We start from the raw sequence: 15,863 nt of genomic DNA, 5'->3' as shown, positions 1-15,863 counted from the left end.
GCCCGCCATTTTTCAGCGCATTCCACATATTTGTTGCAAGCGCTTTGCGCCTGAAATAGCGTGTTGTCCTGGATGAACACGGACGATTCGCATGAAGCCCAGCAAGCCCATCACCCGCGCATTTTGCGTTGAATTGCAGCAGGAGCTATCGATCGCTGCTGCCCGACGCGAATACTTCTCCCAGGAGCCACCCCGCGCGCGATTCGAATTTCTCTGCTCGAACAAAGCCTGCCGGGCGCTGGGGGCCAAGGTGACCGGGGTACGCTATGACGTGAAGCCACAGGACAACCCGACCTTCGTCGCCGCGCATTTTCGTGCCAATCCGCACTACGATCACCATCCGGGCTGTGAGTGGGTGGATGCTGACGCAGAGGACGAGGTTGAGGACCCGATTGAGGATACCGACGTCCAGACGCGCTTGCGCAAGGCCAAACGCAAGCTGGATGACTACATCGACGTTTTCGACCCGACCCTTAAGCAGCCAGCAAGCAAGCAGCCTGCCAAAGATGCGTCCGGCCTGGAGAAGGCTGGCGCGACCGAGCAAAGTCCGCCCGTCGCCGATCCGCCTACAGAACCTGCTGCACCGAAGTCACCCCGTTACAGCGAGACGCGTACCAACAATCTCGAGCGGCTGGTGGACAGCTATCGCCAGGCCAAAGCCGAACTGTCACTGGAAGATTTCAAACTGCTGAAACTCAAGGTTCCCGGCCAGGGCGAAGTTTCCCTGCGCTCGTATTTTCGCCACATGAAATACGCCAAACCGGGTGAAAACGGCCGCGTCCTGTATGGCGGAGGACTGGTCGAGCAGCGTTACGGGCCTGGATTCAAATTCAAGTTCTTCGACCGCCTGGAAGGCAAGCTGGTGACGCTCTACGTGTCACCTGCGCACATGCAGGCTTATCGTTCCAGCCGTTACATCAGCGAACTGTTGAGCCACGCAGACGCGGTAAAGTTTTTCACTGTTTATGCACTGGGCACCCTCACTCAAAGCCCGTCGGGCAAGAGCTACAGCCTGGAAGTCGACGACTTGCGGCATCTGGCAATTGTGCTGGGGCCAGCGAAAGAGCCGGTTCAGGAAGCGTCGGCGCCTGCGTCCTGAGCGGCGTGCCAGTGCGAGCACTGGCACGAGCGATACTTCTCGTCAGGTGCTCAGCCGGTCAGACCTTGACGATCCACCCGGCTGGCGGCTCAATGTCACCCGCCTGGACACCTGTCAGTTCCTTGTACAGGCGCTGAGTCACCGGGCCGACTTCGGTCTGGCTATAGAACACATGCAGGTTGTCCTTGTAGGAAATCCCGCCAATAGGGGTAATCACGGCCGCAGTGCCGCAAGCACCCGCTTCCTTGAACGTGTCGAGCTGGTCGATGAACACATCGCCCTCTTCGACCCTCAGGCCCAGACGGGATTTTGCCAGCTCGATCAACGACAGGCGTGTGATGCCCGGCAGCACGGAGGGCGACTTGGGCGTCAGGAACACATCGTCATTAGTGATGGCGAAGAAGTTGGCTGACCCCACTTCCTCAATCTTCGAATGGGTTTGCGGATCAAGGTAGATGCAATCCGCGAAGCTGTGTTTCTTGGCCTCTGACCCCGGCATCAGGCTGGCAGCGTAGTTGCCACCGACTTTGGCAGCGCCCGTGCCGTTTGGCGCAGCACGGTCATAACCGGAAATCACGAAGTTGTTCGGCTTCAGGCCGCCTTTGAAATAGGCACCGACCGGAATGCAGAAGATCGAGAAGATAAACTCGGGCGCGGTCCGCACGCCGATATTGTCGCCGACACCGATCACGAACGGACGCAGATACAGCGCGCCGCCGGAGCCATACGGCGGGATGAAGCGTTCGTTGGCCTTGACGACCTGCTTGCAGGCATCAATGAACACATCAGTGGGCACATGCGGCATCAACAGGCGAGAACAGCTGCGCTGCATGCGCAGAGCGTTCTGATCAGGACGGAACAGGTTGATCGAGCCATCTTTGCAGCGATAGGCTTTCAGGCCCTCGAAGCACTGTTGACCGTAATGCAACGCGGTTGACCCCTCGCTGATGTGCAGCGTGTTGTCTTCGGTCAGCGCTCCCTGATCCCAGGCACCGTCGCGCCAGTGAGAGCGGTAGCGCTTGTCGGTCTTGATGTAGTCGAAACCCAGAGTGTCCCAGTTGATGCTTTCTTGACTCATAACGCCCTCTATCATTTTAGCGACTGCCTGGACGAGTCAGGCCAATGCCTTATTCTGCCAGATCATTCGGAGCCTGAGGCTTGAAATAATTGCAAACTGACATGGCGTTTCTGAAGCAGGCCCACCGGCAGACTTCTGTTATGCCCGGTTGGCAGCGCGATAATAAAAAAACCCCGTTCCTTGCGGAACGGGGTTTGGGTGTTTCAACTCAGGTGCGGTCAGAACGCGTAGGTTACCAGCAGCTCTTTGGTCACCTGAAAGTCCACCGACATCATCACGCTCAATGCGGTGATGGTGAAGATGGAGAACACGAACAGCTTGCGAGCCCAGACCGTATCGTCGACGGCCTTGTAGCCTTTCCAGGCCATGTACAGCCAGTACATGCCCATGCCCGCCGCGACAGCGAGATAATTCAGGCCCGCGTAACCGCCTACCGTCAACATCAGGGTCGCCACGAGGAAGGCCAGGATGTAGAGCAGGATGTGGCGTTTGGTGACCAGAATGCCGCGTTTGACCGGCAGAACCGGGATCTTGGCCGCACTGTAGTCGTTGAAACGGAAAATCGCGATGGCATACGAATGGGGCATCTGCCACAGGCTGAACATCACCAGCAGCGTCAGGGCCGCAAAATCGAAACTGTTGCTCACTGCGCAGTAGCCAATGACCGGAGGCATGGCCCCCGACAGACTACCGACCAGCGTGCCGTGAACGGATCTGCGTTTCAGGTACAGGCTGTAGAAGCCGACGTAGATAACGAACCCGATCACTGCAAACAATGCAGCCAGTGGATTGGCCTCGGTGTACAGCAAGGCAACGCCTGCAACACCCAGAATGGTTGCGTAGAACAGGGCCAGCCTCAACGAGACCAGGCCCTGCACCAGAACCCGGTTACGGGTCCTTTCCATTCGCTGATCGATATCGCGATCGATGCAGTTATTGAACACACAACCCGACGCAACGACCAGGGAAGTACCGATGATTGCGGCCAGAAACACGCCGAAGTCGATATTCCCCTTGGAAGCCAGAAAAAAGCCACCTGCCACCGAAAGCACGTTACCGAAAATGATCCCCGGCTTGGTGATTTGGATAAAGTGCTTCAGTGACATCTGGTATTCCTCAATGCGCCATCATTTCGCGGTGGACGCTGAAAATGATCCACAGCGACAGGCCGACCAGCAGAACGATAACCATCGTGGTAAAGGCGAAGGCCATCACGTTGTTGCGCTGCACGCTCGTGAAGTCCAGGTGCAGGAAGTAATGCAAGTGCACCAGGATCTGGATGATCGCGAAGACCAGAACGATCGCAATCGTCATATCTTTCGGCAGCATAGGCGACATCACCAGGGCAAACGGAATGGCGGTCAGAATGACCGACAGTACGAAGCCGATGATGTAAGACTTTACGGAGCCGTGACTATTGTCTTCAGCGGAGTGATGCGAATTTGACATTACAAAGCTCCCATCAGATAGACAACGGTGAACACGCCGATCCAGACAACGTCCAGGAAGTGCCAGAACAGGCTCAGGCAGCTCAGGCGCGTCTTGTTGGTGTTGGTCAGGCCCTTTTTCTGGACCTGGAACATCATGATCGCCATCCAGATCAGGCCGCTTGTCACGTGGACGCCGTGCAGGCCGACCAGTGCAAAGAACGCCGACAGGAAGCCGCTACGGCTAGGGCCGAAGCCCTCTTCGATCAGGTGATGGAACTCATAGATTTCCATGCCGATAAAGGCAGCACCGCACAGGAAGGTCAGTGCCAGCCAGCCCAGTACCTGGCTTTTCTTGCCCTTGTACAGCGCCAGCATGGCAAAGCCATAAGTGATACTACTGACCAACAGGAACGCGGTTTCCACAGCCACGAACGGCAGCAGGAAAATGTCCTGGCCCGACGGGCCGCCCGCGACACTGTTGACCATCACGGCGTATACCGCGAAGAACGAGGCGAACAGCACGCAGTCGGTCATCAGGTACAGCCAGAAGCCGTAAACCGTCATGCCACCGCTGTCGTGGTGATCGTCATGCCCGTGATCATGGTCGTGACCGTGATCGTGGGCTCCGGAGTTGATAGCAATATTCGACATGTTTAAACCTGTTCCAGCGAGGACTTGACAGGAGTGTATGCACCGTTGGCCGCCAGGACCTTGTGATGCTCACCTTCAATACGCGCTACTTCTTCAGCCGGCACCATGTAGCCCTGATCATCACGCACAGCGTGAGCGACGAAGACCGCAATGGTTGCAACCAGGCTTGCGCCAACCAGCCACCAGATGTGCCAGATGAATGCGAAGCCGAACACCGTCAACAGCAGGCCCATGTACAAGCCGGTAGGCGTGTTGTTAGGCATGTGGATCGACGTATAGCGAGCAGGAACCTGATAAGCGGTACCAGCACGTTTTGCGTCGGTGAACGGGTCTACGTCGTCAGCCTTTGGCAGCTCGGCAAAGTTGTAGAACGGCGGTGGCGAAGAAGTGGACCATTCCAGAGTATGGCCATTCCATGGGTCACCGGTCAGATCGCGGTTGCTGTCGCGGTCACGAATACTGACGAACAACTGGATCAGCTGCGAAGCGATACCCATGGCAATCAGCACGGCACCGAACAACGCGACGTCCAGGTAGATGTTCCACTCTGGCATGTCGGTTGCGTTCAGGCGACGGGTCATGCCCAGGAAGCCCAGCGCGTAGAGCGGCATGAATGCGACGAAGAAACCGACGATCCAGAACCAGAACGCTGCCTTGCCCCACTTCTCGTTCAGGGTGAAACCGAACGCTTTAGGGAACCAGAACGCGAAGCCGGCGATGTAACCGAATACCGCACCGCCGATGATGACGTTGTGGAAGTGAGCGATTACGAACAGGCTGTTGTGCAGTACAAAGTCGGCACCCGGGATCGCCAACAGAACGCCGGTCATGCCGCCGATCGAGAAGGTGACCATGAAGCCGAGAGTCCAGAGCACTGGCGCGGTGAAGCGCAGACGGCCCTGATACATGGTGAACAGCCAGTTGAACAGCTTCACACCCGTCGGGATCGCAATGAGCATCGTCGCCAGACCGAAGAAGGCGTTGACGTTGGCACCTGCACCCATGGTGAAGAAGTGGTGCAGCCAGACCATGAAGCCCAGGATACAGATCGCGCCGGAAGCGAAGATCATCGACTTGTGGCCAAACAGGCGCTTGCCCGAGAACGTCGAGATGACTTCCGAGAACACACCGAAGGCCGGCAGGATCAGGATGTACACCTCAGGGTGACCCCACGCCCAGAACAGGTTCACGTACATCATGGGGTTACCGCCCATTTCGTTCGTGAAAATGTGGAAGTCCATGTAGCGGTCAAGGGTCAGCAGCGCCAGGGTAGCGGTCAGGATCGGGAACGAAGCCACGATCAGGATGTTTGCCCAGGTGCAGGTCCAGGTGAAGATCGGCATGTCCATCAGTTTCATGCCAGGGGTACGCATCTTCAGTACGGTCACGAGGAAGTTGACCCCCGTCAGCGTCGTACCTAACCCGGATAGCTGTAGCGCCCAGATGTAGTAGTCGACCCCCACGCCAGGACTGTATTGCAGCCCGGAAAGAGGCGGATACGCGACCCAGCCGGTTTTGGCGAACTCGCCGACACCCAGAGACAGGTTGATCAGCAGCATGCCTGCAACCAGCAGCCAGAAGCTCAGCGAGTTCAGGAACGGGAACGCTACGTCGCGAGCGCCGATCTGCAGAGGCAGAACGATGTTCATCAGACCCGTGAAGAACGGCATCGCCATGAAGATGATCATGATCACACCGTGCGCGGTGAAGATCTGGTCATAGTGCTCAGGCGGAAGGAAACCTTCGGAACCGTTCTGGGCCATCGCCAGTTGGGTACGCATCATGATGGCGTCAGCAAAGCCGCGCAGCAGCATGACCATGGCAACGATGATGTACATCACACCGATTTTCTTGTGGTCGACGGAGGTCAGCCACTCAGACCACAAGTACGTCCACTTGCGGAAATAGGTGATCAACCCGACAACCGCAATACCGCCGAGCGCGATCATGGCAAGTGTCACCATGACTATCGGCTCGTGGAACGGTACCGCTTCCAGACTTAATTTGCCAAACATCGTTTACTCCTCTGCCCCAGCAGCTGAATTTTTGCCTTTTTCCGCATCGGCGTTACCGGCCACTTCCTTCTCACCAGCGACGTGCTTCTTGCCTGGATTCATACCCTCATACTTGTCGATGACGATCTGGAACAGGTTCGGAGTGACCGAGGAAAAGAGTTCGACAGGGTTACGTTCGCTCGGCTTGATCAGTTCGGCGTACTCGTCTTTGCCAAGCTTTTTAGGCGAGTTCTTCACTTCGCTGACCCAGGCGTCGAAATCTGCCTGGCTGGTAGCGATAGCCTTGAACTTCATACCGGTAAAGCCAGCGCCGCTGTAGTTGGCCGAAATACCGTTGAATTCGTGATTCTCGTTGGCAATCAGGTGCAACTTGGTGTGCATGCCTGCCATCGCGTAGATCTGACCACCCAGACCCGGGATGAAGAACGAGTTCATCACACTGTCCGACGTGACCTGGAAATTGATCGGGGTCTTGGCCGGGAAGACGATCTTGTTGACCGTGGCAATGCCGTAGTCCGGGTAGATGAATACCCACTTCCAATCGACCGAGATCGCCTGAATGGTGACCGGCTTGACGTCGGATTCCAGCGGACGGTAAGGGTCCAGCTCGTGAGTCGAGACGTAGGTGATATAGCCCAGAAAGACCAGCAGCAGCATGGGTACGCCCCAGACTGCGATCTCGATCTTGGTGGAGTGCGACCAGTCCGGAGTGTACTTGGCAGCCTTGTTCGAAGCGCGATATTTCCAGGCGAAGATCAGGGTCATCAGAATGACCGGGATCACCACAATCAGCATCAGCAATGTAGCAATGATGATCAGGTTACGCTGCTCGATACCCACCTGCCCTTTCGGATCGAGCAGAGGTACGCCATCGCATCCACTGAGCAAAAGCATACAGAAAAGGGCCAAGAAGCCAAAAAACCTGGGGTACCTTTTTTTACTCATTTCACGACCTCTAAAAGCAGCTTGCGCGGTGCAGTTGGGTTTCGACCGCCAACACTTCGCCCTGCCAGTGCCGGCTAATTTTTTTGAATTGAACAAGGGCCTGCCAGTACGCATTTCGGCATATCGACAAATCCGGGTTTAGCGATGGATTCTTGTTTTTTGAGTTGCTGGAACTGCCCATAGTTCAGGACAGACGTTTTCAGCGCGGCCATTATACGCCCTCGGAGGCAAGCGTTGCGCTGCCTGTTCAGAGTGCACAGGGGACGCTCCTAGCCTCAAAATTCTGATCGTTCAGCCAGGCTGGACGACAAGTGCTGGGGATTGTAGATATGTAAATTTTTAATGACTATGCCTAATTTTGTAACAGTTAATATCCGAGACTGCAACAATCACCCTCGAAAGACGTGATCCAGTCGAAAAAAAGCCTCGTAATCACGAGGCATTTCTTTCAAAAGCCCCTGTTTTTAGTAAGGTTTGCGGCGGTTGCGAATGATGCACGCCGGAACCAGTACTGCCGTCAGGACGAATGCCACCAATGCCCATTGGGCGAGTGACAATCCAAGAACTGGCGGATATGGCGTTGTGCAGAATCCGCTGACCTGAAAGCCCATAGGAAACAGTGTAGCCAATGGCAGACCGTCGACAATGGGTTGCAAGGTATCGATCCCGCAACTGGCGGACGGATTGGCCAGGATCCAGACATGACGCCCGGCAGCCACGATACCACCCAATGCGCTCAGGGTAACCAGCGCCTCGAATGCCGTGATGCTGCGACGTCCCGGCATTGCAGCGCCAAGGAACGCGAAGATGGCGATGAACAGCAAGGCATATCGCTGCAGGATGCACAGCGGACAAGGGGCCTCGCCCAGCACGATCTGCATGTACAAGGCGCCGCCGATCAGGGACAGACAGATGATCCCCAGCAGAACCAGAAAGCGCTTTTCGCGTCTTAGGTACAACGTGTTGTCACTCATTTACAGGCCTTATCGAAATGGTCGGGTGATTCGCCGGCGTTACAGGGCGGGCTCACAGGGCTCAGGCCGCGGCATCTGGCCTGCGTCGCTCAAGCGTGCGGCATGATCATCTGCCCGCCTTGGCAACTCAAGCGCCCGGCAGCCATACGGGCAGATTTTGCCGCCAGATGGTCCTGCGCTCCACAAGACTATCTCGCAAAAATGCCATATCAGGATCCTTCTATATATAGAAGGCTGCGTCAATTTGACGCAGCGCTTCCTTTATATATAGCTGCGGCATTTTGACCCAGCCTGCACATGGGTCAATATCCGGCCTCAAACATATCCGTAACACCTGCGCCGCCTGCGACGATTAGCCGCACCCCTTTTGTCGCACGCAGAACCATTTGACCGTAAGGAAATCACAGTGCCACCACTCTGACAGGTTGTGGCAATTCATGTGAGTGACCGGGGATGCATCGAACGTCTGCCGCCGCCCCGCATCCGAGAATGCAACGCGCACAACGTCGCGTTAAAAATCCTCAAGCCTGTCCGCCGCAGGTCGATACCCTGTCATCGAAAGCTGTTTGCCGCCTACAGGCGACGAAACACCTAAAGTCAGAAGGTTAATATGTCCAAGAACGTCCGAGCAGATTCTCTCTCGCTGCTCCTCTTCACGTTGCGCAGCGGCAAGCTGATGGCGATCAACCTGTTGAAGGTCAGCGAGATCATTCCCTGCCCTCCCCTCACCCATTTGCCGGAGTCGCACCCGCACGTGAAGGGGATCGCCACACTGCGCGGTTCCTCGCTGTCGGTCATCGACCTCAGCCGCGCCATTGGCGAGCGTCCACTGGCCGACCCCGATGGCGGCTGCCTGATCGTCACCGACGTCAGTCGCTCCAAACAGGGCCTGCACGTTCAGGCGGTCAGCAAGATTGTGCACTGCCTGACCACAGACATTCGTCCACCACCCTACGGCTCCAGCAGCAAGTCGTTCATCACCGGGGTGACCCAGGTCGATGGCGTACTGGTGCAGGTGCTGGATATCGAGAAAGTGATTCACGGCATTGCCCCGGCGAGACTTACCGTGCAGTCGACAGAGCTGGCCAAGGAAGACGCGGAGGTGCTGAGCAAGGCTCGCATTCTGGTAGTCGACGACAGTCAGGTCGCGCTTCAGCAGTCGATCATCACCCTGCGTAACCTGGGCATCGAATGCCACACCGCTCGCAGCGCCAAGGAAGCCATCGATGTACTGCTGGATTTGCAGGGCACGGCGAGGCAGATCAACGTGGTGGTTTCAGACATCGAGATGTCCGAGATGGACGGCTACGCGCTGACCCGGACGCTTCGCGACACGCCTGACTTCCAGGACTTGTACATCCTGCTGCATACTTCGCTCGACAGCGCGATGAACAGTGAGAAGTCCCAGATTGCCGGGGCCGACGCCGTGCTGACCAAGTTCTCGTCACCCGAGCTGACCAAATGCCTGATCGAGGCCGCACGCACCGTCGTCGCCAAAGGGCTTTAACGAACGACACTTCAACGACAGAAGTCTTGACCGTACGGACGCTGCCGCGAGCGTCCGTACCCGCGTCCCGGCCGAAACCCACCGATGCATCGGCCGAACATTACTGGCTGATGCGCCGCAATCTTGGCGACTCGCTGCCGCAGACGCGCTGGCCGACTGATGTCGTGGTTACCCCCCTCACCCTTGACCGGGCGGCTGAAACTCACCGCTTGCTGACGTCAGGTTATCTGGGTGGCGCAGGCAACGTCCCGGATTATCAGACTTGGCTGGCCGCGTTCGAACGCGATGCCGAATACGACCTGTCGCTGTGCTTCCTGGCCATGCGCAACGGCGCAGTCATCGGTGTGATCACTGGCTGGACCAGCGCATTCATCAAAGACCTGGTGGTGCATCCCGATGCCCGCAACCTTGGAGTCGGCTTCGCCCTGCTGCATCATCTGTTCGCCCACCTGACCCGCCGCCACGAAGCAGCCGCCGATTTATACGTCATGGAAAACAACCTGGTGGCGCGACGCCTTTACGAAAAATCAGGCATGTCCTACGTGAAACGCATCGCTATTCCTGCATCCTGAAGCGGTCGCCGCAGTCGGCATAGCGATCTTTCGCGCCCCGGCGGTGGCGCAGTACTTGCTTCGTATCCCTTACAAGCCGGGCAAACGACCAAATATTGTCGTCCGTCGCGCATTTCTGATCGGGTCATCGAAACAATGAATATCCAGTTTTCCTGCGTAGGTTGCGGCGGTTGCTGTACCGATCACCACGTTCCTCTCACCCTGGTCGAAGCCGGGCAATGGGCAGCAGACGGCGGCAATGTGATCGTTCTGACCGAAGCGTTTCTGACTAATGGCTTCGGTGTGCCTGCTGAACAACTGACCCACGCCACCCGGCGCTCGACCGAAGTGAGCAGCGGCAGTACCACGGCTTATGTGGCGATCACCTTCGCGGCCTACAACGTCGGACGCTGCCGGAATCTTGGCGAGCAGAACCTCTGCCGCATCTACGAGCGTCGGCCGCTGGTCTGCCGCATCTATCCGATGGAGATCAATCCGCACATCCCGCTACGCCCGGAAAACAAAGGCTGCCCGCCGGAATCATGGCAACAGGGTCCGGACCTGATTGTCAGCGACCGGCTGGTCGATACCCAGCTGAAGGCCCTCATAGAGCAGTCACGCCAGGCCGACCGCGACGAGATCGTGGCCAAACAGCTGATTTGTCAGAAACTGGGCATTCGCACCACGGCGCTCAAGGGCAACGGCTTTGTGGCTTATCTGCCGGACATGAACGCGTTCGCGGCGGCCATCGAGCAGGTGACCGGCGAGGCTGACGTGTCGTTCGAAAACGCCGGCTGGGCATTTCATGTCGCCGGGCAACTGGCGTTGAGCACCTTGCAAGACGAAGGTGCCGAAGTGACCGACCGCCAGCCGGAGTCCTATCTGTTCATTCCGCTGCAGGCCGCCTGAACGAACAAAAGCGTGCTGTCAGCGCTTGCCCATCGACCTGCGGGTGCCCGCCGGTGCGACGCCGGGCGTCTTGTGATGGCCGTGCTTGTTGGCTTTCTGATACCAGGCCTGATCCTTCCTGGCCTGGGCGAACTCCGCAGGCTTGAACGGAAAGCTGAACGGCGCAACAGCACCCTGCTTGTCGGAATCGGCTGCAGCGTCGGTTGCGGCGTCTTGAACAGGAGATTGTTCAGGCGTGGTCATGGTGTCACCAGAAAGTCGAAATGGCCGGGCGAGCGCCCGCGGTCGCGCAGCATACCTCAATCACCGGGCAACTGCTCAGGCCTCCTGTCACCGTCATTTGTAGAACAGATCGATCATGATCTCGGCTTCGAACGGCCCCGACTTCGGCCGCGCCTTGTTCCAGACCAGCTCGGCATTGAAGTCAGCGCGCGCCACGAGGGTTTCCCCCAGCAGCTCGGCCAGATGGAACGATTGGTTGTACGGCAACGCAGTGCGGTTGACCGCACTGATAATGCGAATGCCCACCGAGTCGTTATCCGAAGGAACCAGCAGCTCGCCAGACACACTGCCGGTCACCGGCCGAAACCGGGCATCGATGCTGAACGGCGAATCACAGCTGCGACTGGTCGACAGCGAAAATGGCTGCGTCGCAAACGTTTCGCCGACGACCACCGGCTGCATGCCCACCTCGCCGAAATCCACGGTTTCAGGAAGCACTTCCAGCGCCGCATCGCAGGCGACGAAACGCAGCCCGCTCAGGTTATTGATGACGTAACTCAAGCTGCGCCCCGGCAACCGGTCTGGCCCTGTCGAACCTCCCAACTGAAAGAACCGATAATCCGTCAGCTGGCTTGCCACGCCAGAAGGCGGCGTCGCGCCGGACTTCTGGATGAGCACGGAAAATCCGAGGTTGAAGCGTACCTTCGGGCACGTGTCGAGGCTGGCTTCCTCCTCGCGACAGACCGGCAGGAAATGCCCGGTGCCGACTCGCCCACTGCTCTGCAGATGATCGCTGGCATCGAGCGTCAATCCGGCACGAATGCCTTGGCCGATCACTTGGTTGTCCGGGTTCAGATAGAGGAACACCTCTTCTTCGCCCGGCTGCAGGCTATCCCTGGCGCATTCCACCTGAATGTTCAGCGGTTCGGAACGCCACACCACTTCCCCGTCAGCCAATGACGCGGGGATCGCGACGGTGCTGTTCAGGCTATCGTGGATCTCGGTTGCCCCCGAGTTCTGAACGGTGCAGACCAGCGCAAAGCCTGAGGTCGGGGACAGCATCAGCGGTAACAAGACAGATCGCAGCCAGCGACTGGCCGAAGGGGGGTTCATATCAGCATTCTTCCTGAAAAGAGGTGTTCTCCAACAGGCGGGCCATAACGCCCCCCTGTCCGTTTATACGCGCGCAATAAGCGCGCCGTCCGCCGTAATCGGTCAGCGCGTTGTACAGAAGTCGATGTTGCATAAACGATGAAATCCGACCAGGCAATGTCAGCTCCACTTCGCCGCCCGGTGCCAATAGCACGTAGCGTTCGAGCGGTATGCCATCCAGATGCACCGCCTCCAGCGAGGCGTAATAAGGCGTGGGGTTGTTGATTTTCAGTACCCCAGCTTTCGACGCGGCATGGACCACCCGCCACTGCAACTGGCTGGCCGTTTCAGCCGGGTCGCCAGCCAGCCCTTGCGGCCGATAGAACACATTGATCCGTTGGCGCACCGCGATATTCAATTGACGATGCCCCTCTTCACGGCGAGGCACTTCCAGCACATAAAGGTGCATCATTGATTCATGGTCCTGCGGCATGCCCGAACCGTGATACAAAATCCGCAGCGCCTGGCGGCCATTTACCGCAAGACGGGACAAGGGTGGTGTCACTGCAAACGGTAGCGATCTGCGTTGATCAGGCGGCGTATCGTCGCCATCGCGCGCTTCACTGAGCCAGGTCTGAACCAGCGTTTCGGCTTTGCCCGCATTACGCACCTCGATGCTGACCTCGCGATACTGGCCATCAAAGATCAATCGTGTGCCGGTCAGCGCAACGGCTCCCTCAACGCTCACACTGACAGTCAAAGCCAACGACAACAGCGTCAGGCGCCAGCCAGTCACGGCGCTCATTGGCATATCACCCGCACACGCTCGTAAGCTCGGGCCGGGTCTCTGGGCGGCAGCGAGTAAGCAGCCACACATTGCTTGCCAGCCCAGCGCACGCGCAAACGACCGCGGTCGCGCTCGCTGAGCACCAGCGCCTGGCTAGTCGGATCAACCACCGCCAGTGCCCTGCCCTGTTCATCTTCGACGCTGGCCCCCAGCGGCAATCGGCTGCCGTCGCCCAGCACCAGTTCGAACTGCACGCGCCTGCCCACCGAGGCTTTGAAACGGACCACCGGCACAGCGCCACGGCGCGGCACAACTTGCGTGATGGCGCTGCCGAGATCGACATCGGCACCCAGTTGCCGGGTATCCAGGCTGACCCAATTGATGCGATAGGCCTGCACGTAGGGCAGAACCGCATAGCCGTTGCCAGTGGTCTCGACATTGCTGAAGGACCTTAACCGGGCACCTTTGACCTCCGGGACCTGAACCAGAGCGAAGGTTTCACCCAGCGTCTGCCCCAGATTCACGCCTCCGGCATGCGCCACCAGCGAGCCCGACGCAGCCAGGCTGAAGGCGTCGTAATCCTGACCCTGACTGAAACCGGCCTCGAAGCGACCGAACCCGGTGGTGGTGTTGATCTTGCCTGCCCCGAAGCTTCCCGAACTGCTGTCGTGCCCCGCCTGCATGGAATAAAAGGTGTTGCGCTCGCCCAACACCTGGCCGTTGAGCCCGATCTGAGCGTTGTATTGACCCGCGCTGTCGCGTACCGCATTGAACGACAGCCGCGAAGAGGCCGCACTTGCGCCCAGCGGCAAGGTCACGCTCAAGGCAAGCCGGTTATCGGTACTCGCTTCGCCGCTGCGCCCGAAATCCTCGTTGCGCTCGATGGACAGGCTGTAATTCAACGTGTGCCAGGCCGCATTCCACGCCAGGTAAAGCTGCCGGGTCTTGCCCGGCATGTTCCAGTAACGCTGCTCGGAAGCGGTCAGGCTCAGCGAGGCCGCGTGGACCGGCACTATCTGCGTGACACTGAGTTCAAGCCTGTCGCGAGCGCGGCCGGTGCTGCGCGAAAGAGTTTGCGGACGGGTTTCACTGACGTGCTGGTCAAGGGTTCGATAGTCCTCGGACGAATACCGATAACCGGCCAGCGCCAACGTGGTACTGGTTACGTCCAGCGTGTTGGCGTAACGCACGCGCAGGCTCTGCCCGCTGCGCGATGCCTGCTGATCAGGACGGCTGACAGAGCGAGTGATATCCACCGACACCGCGCCCACCCCGGTGTTGACCCCGGCGCCTGCGTTCGCGGCCTGATAGCCCTCGGCGAGTTGCAGGCCGCCGAAAGCCGTCACTCGTTCGGAGAGCCCATAGATCAGCGCCACACTGCCGAAACCCGGCGCGGCCTGAAGGTCGTCGTTGTTGTTGTCGACCTGCCCTGCCGCCAGGCTGTAACGAAATGATCCGGAGGGCACCATGATCGGCAGCGACGCGTAGGCCTGAGTGAATGAGCGCACGCGTCCGTCCGCTTCGATGACCGTCACGGACAGGTCACCATTGGAGCCGCTGGGGTAGATATCCGTGATTTCAAAAGGCCCGGGCGACACGCTGCCGCTGTACAGCAGAAAGCCGTTCTGACGAACCTCCACCGTGGCGTTGGTTTCGGCGATCCCGCGAATCACCGGCGCATACGTACGCTCGCTGTCAGACAGCATGCCATCGTCAGATACCAGCGCAGCGCCTTGAAAACGGACGCTGTCGAACACCTGCGCATCGGTGAAGGTCTCACCAATCGTCAGCTGACTCTTGAGCAGCGTGATGTCGCGCTGCGCGAACGTGCGGTTGCTGCGATAACGCCAAGGCTGGTCATTGCCTTGAACCAGTGAGGATTCGTTGCGCAGGCGCCAGGCCCCGATATTCAGGCCATTACGCAGGCCGAGGTAATACTGGTCGGTTTCCAGCCCCTTGTTGCGCCGCTTGCTGCCATTGAAGTTGTAATTGATAAAGCCCGCCGTTTCACCCTGGTCCCACAACTCGGGAGCAACATAACCCCGGTTCCCACGCGCCATGACCGCCTGCGGAATGCTGATACTGAGTCGCAGTGCGGCGGGCTGATAATCGACTCGGGCAAACTCGACCTGCGCGGGCAGATCGAAACATGCCTCATCAGGTTCGGCCTGCGCAGGCAACCGCGTGATGTCCAGGCCGAAGCCTTTCAGCATATCCAGCGACAGACAGGGTTCGATCAGACCCGACAGCGGGTTTTTTGAAAACGTGACATCGCGCCTGCCGCTCAGAGTGCGATTGACGTAGATATCCACCCGGTAAGTGCCAGGCAACACACTGTTGCTGCGCATGAACTCCTGAAGATCGGGCGGCTGATCACTGCCTTGAATGAACGCCGTATTGAATCTGACCGGTACGCTGCCGTCGGCAACACCAGACTGAGCGGCCAATGCGCTGAGCGAACAGGTCAACGTCAGCGCAAAACCGATGCACGGCGAATAGCGTCGTTGGCAGGGGAACACGAGCTGCGCAACGAAACCCCGGCTGTATTTTTTATGCCATTCCATTAGCTGACTTCACTCTACTTCGACTCGCGCAGCACAGTC

Annotated in this window: 15 protein-coding genes; 4 read left to right on the top strand and 11 right to left on the bottom strand. The window is 58.3% G+C overall.

What is annotated here, in order from left to right; all coding sequences use genetic code 11:
• Positions 1-91 precede the first annotated feature (91 nt).
• Positions 92-1,099 carry a hypothetical protein gene (locus ABJ99_RS21160; protein WP_054087464.1) on the top strand — a complete coding sequence of 336 codons (1,008 nt, stop codon included), beginning with the start codon at positions 92-94 and terminating at the stop codon, positions 1,097-1,099.
• A 58-nt stretch (positions 1,100-1,157) separates the two neighbouring features.
• Here the strand turns inward: ABJ99_RS21160 and ABJ99_RS21155 are convergent, their stop codons facing one another.
• The 7 genes from ABJ99_RS21155 to ABJ99_RS21125 form a co-directional block, all read right to left on the bottom strand.
• Entirely contained in the window at positions 1,158-2,177 is a 1,020-nt protein-coding gene (locus tag ABJ99_RS21155) for a branched-chain amino acid aminotransferase (RefSeq protein ID WP_054087463.1), read from the bottom strand.
• 218 nt (positions 2,178-2,395) lie between these two features.
• Complete coding sequence (gene cyoE / locus ABJ99_RS21150) at positions 2,396-3,283, bottom strand: heme o synthase (protein WP_007248415.1); 888 nt, start codon at positions 3,281-3,283, stop codon at positions 2,396-2,398.
• 10 nt (positions 3,284-3,293) lie between these two features.
• On the bottom strand, positions 3,294-3,626 hold the full coding sequence (gene cyoD, locus ABJ99_RS21145) for a cytochrome o ubiquinol oxidase subunit IV (protein ID WP_003375849.1): 333 nt from the start codon (positions 3,624-3,626) through the stop codon (positions 3,294-3,296).
• Entirely contained in the window at positions 3,626-4,258 is a 633-nt protein-coding gene (locus ABJ99_RS21140) for a cytochrome o ubiquinol oxidase subunit III (RefSeq protein ID WP_024675373.1), read from the bottom strand. The genes cyoD and ABJ99_RS21140 overlap by 1 nt, the downstream gene beginning before the upstream one ends.
• A 2-nt stretch (positions 4,259-4,260) precedes the next feature.
• Entirely contained in the window at positions 4,261-6,273 is a 2,013-nt protein-coding gene (gene cyoB / locus ABJ99_RS21135) for a cytochrome o ubiquinol oxidase subunit I (RefSeq protein WP_007248413.1), read from the bottom strand.
• A gap of 3 nt (positions 6,274-6,276) precedes the next feature.
• Positions 6,277-7,218 (bottom strand): ubiquinol oxidase subunit II, encoded by a 942-nt coding sequence (cyoA, locus tag ABJ99_RS21130; protein WP_054087462.1) that lies wholly within the window; start codon positions 7,216-7,218, stop codon positions 6,277-6,279.
• Positions 7,219-7,682: 464 nt separating this feature from the next.
• Positions 7,683-8,192 carry a disulfide bond formation protein B gene (locus ABJ99_RS21125; RefSeq protein WP_007248411.1) on the bottom strand — a complete coding sequence of 170 codons (510 nt, stop codon included), beginning with the start codon at positions 8,190-8,192 and terminating at the stop codon, positions 7,683-7,685.
• A gap of 610 nt (positions 8,193-8,802) precedes the next feature.
• On the opposite strand from ABJ99_RS21125, the gene ABJ99_RS21120 reads away from it, so the two are divergent.
• The 3 genes from ABJ99_RS21120 to ABJ99_RS21110 all read left to right on the top strand — a co-directional run bounded on the left by ABJ99_RS21120 (position 8,803) and on the right by ABJ99_RS21110 (position 11,159).
• Positions 8,803-9,699: a chemotaxis protein gene (locus ABJ99_RS21120; protein WP_054087461.1), complete on the top strand. Its 897-nt coding sequence runs from the start codon at positions 8,803-8,805 to the stop codon at positions 9,697-9,699.
• Between the two features lie 110 nt (positions 9,700-9,809).
• Entirely contained in the window at positions 9,810-10,271 is a 462-nt protein-coding gene (locus ABJ99_RS21115; protein WP_054087460.1) for a GNAT family N-acetyltransferase, read from the top strand.
• 135 nt (positions 10,272-10,406) lie between these two features.
• The gene (locus ABJ99_RS21110; RefSeq protein WP_054087459.1) at positions 10,407-11,159 is read left to right on the top strand and encodes a YkgJ family cysteine cluster protein; all 753 of its coding nucleotides are present in this window, start codon (positions 10,407-10,409) and stop codon (positions 11,157-11,159) included.
• Between the two features lie 18 nt (positions 11,160-11,177).
• On the opposite strand, the gene ABJ99_RS21105 is transcribed toward ABJ99_RS21110, so the two are convergent.
• From ABJ99_RS21105 to ABJ99_RS21090, 4 genes are all read right to left on the bottom strand, one after another.
• Complete coding sequence (locus tag ABJ99_RS21105; RefSeq protein WP_007248407.1) at positions 11,178-11,402, bottom strand: hypothetical protein; 225 nt, start codon at positions 11,400-11,402, stop codon at positions 11,178-11,180.
• A 93-nt stretch (positions 11,403-11,495) separates the two neighbouring features.
• Positions 11,496-12,494, bottom strand: coding sequence for a fimbrial protein (locus tag ABJ99_RS21100; protein ID WP_054087458.1), 999 nt, complete (start codon positions 12,492-12,494; stop codon positions 11,496-11,498).
• Between the two features lies 1 nt (position 12,495).
• Positions 12,496-13,278 (bottom strand): fimbrial biogenesis chaperone, encoded by a 783-nt coding sequence (locus ABJ99_RS21095; protein WP_054087457.1) that lies wholly within the window; start codon positions 13,276-13,278, stop codon positions 12,496-12,498.
• Entirely contained in the window at positions 13,275-15,824 is a 2,550-nt protein-coding gene (locus ABJ99_RS21090) for a fimbria/pilus outer membrane usher protein (RefSeq protein ID WP_054087456.1), read from the bottom strand. The genes ABJ99_RS21095 and ABJ99_RS21090 overlap by 4 nt, the downstream gene beginning before the upstream one ends.
• Between the last annotated feature and the right edge of the window lie 39 nt (positions 15,825-15,863).

The sequence above is a fragment of the Pseudomonas syringae pv. cilantro genome (assembly GCF_001293775.1).
Classification (GTDB): domain Bacteria; phylum Pseudomonadota; class Gammaproteobacteria; order Pseudomonadales; family Pseudomonadaceae; genus Aquipseudomonas; species Aquipseudomonas syringae_P.
This window is presented reverse-complemented; position numbering and strand designations above follow the sequence as displayed.

Coding starts and splice junctions, on each gene's coding strand:
- ABJ99_RS21160 (WP_054087464.1), top strand. CDS start 92: ATGAAGCCCAGCAAGCCCATCACCCGCGCATTTTGCGTTGAATTGCAG.
- ABJ99_RS21155 (WP_054087463.1), bottom strand. CDS start 2,177: ATGAGTCAAGAAAGCATCAACTGGGACACTCTGGGTTTCGACTACATC.
- cyoE (WP_007248415.1), bottom strand. CDS start 3,283: ATGTCACTGAAGCACTTTATCCAAATCACCAAGCCGGGGATCATTTTC.
- cyoD (WP_003375849.1), bottom strand. CDS start 3,626: ATGTCAAATTCGCATCACTCCGCTGAAGACAATAGTCACGGCTCCGTA.
- ABJ99_RS21140 (WP_024675373.1), bottom strand. CDS start 4,258: ATGTCGAATATTGCTATCAACTCCGGAGCCCACGATCACGGTCACGAC.
- cyoB (WP_007248413.1), bottom strand. CDS start 6,273: ATGTTTGGCAAATTAAGTCTGGAAGCGGTACCGTTCCACGAGCCGATA.
- cyoA (WP_054087462.1), bottom strand. CDS start 7,218: ATGAGTAAAAAAAGGTACCCCAGGTTTTTTGGCTTCTTGGCCCTTTTC.
- ABJ99_RS21125 (WP_007248411.1), bottom strand. CDS start 8,192: ATGAGTGACAACACGTTGTACCTAAGACGCGAAAAGCGCTTTCTGGTT.
- ABJ99_RS21120 (WP_054087461.1), top strand. CDS start 8,803: ATGTCCAAGAACGTCCGAGCAGATTCTCTCTCGCTGCTCCTCTTCACG.
- ABJ99_RS21115 (WP_054087460.1), top strand. CDS start 9,810: ATGCGCCGCAATCTTGGCGACTCGCTGCCGCAGACGCGCTGGCCGACT.
- ABJ99_RS21110 (WP_054087459.1), top strand. CDS start 10,407: ATGAATATCCAGTTTTCCTGCGTAGGTTGCGGCGGTTGCTGTACCGAT.
- ABJ99_RS21105 (WP_007248407.1), bottom strand. CDS start 11,402: ATGACCACGCCTGAACAATCTCCTGTTCAAGACGCCGCAACCGACGCT.
- ABJ99_RS21100 (WP_054087458.1), bottom strand. CDS start 12,494: ATGAACCCCCCTTCGGCCAGTCGCTGGCTGCGATCTGTCTTGTTACCG.
- ABJ99_RS21095 (WP_054087457.1), bottom strand. CDS start 13,278: ATGAGCGCCGTGACTGGCTGGCGCCTGACGCTGTTGTCGTTGGCTTTG.
- ABJ99_RS21090 (WP_054087456.1), bottom strand. CDS start 15,824: ATGGAATGGCATAAAAAATACAGCCGGGGTTTCGTTGCGCAGCTCGTG.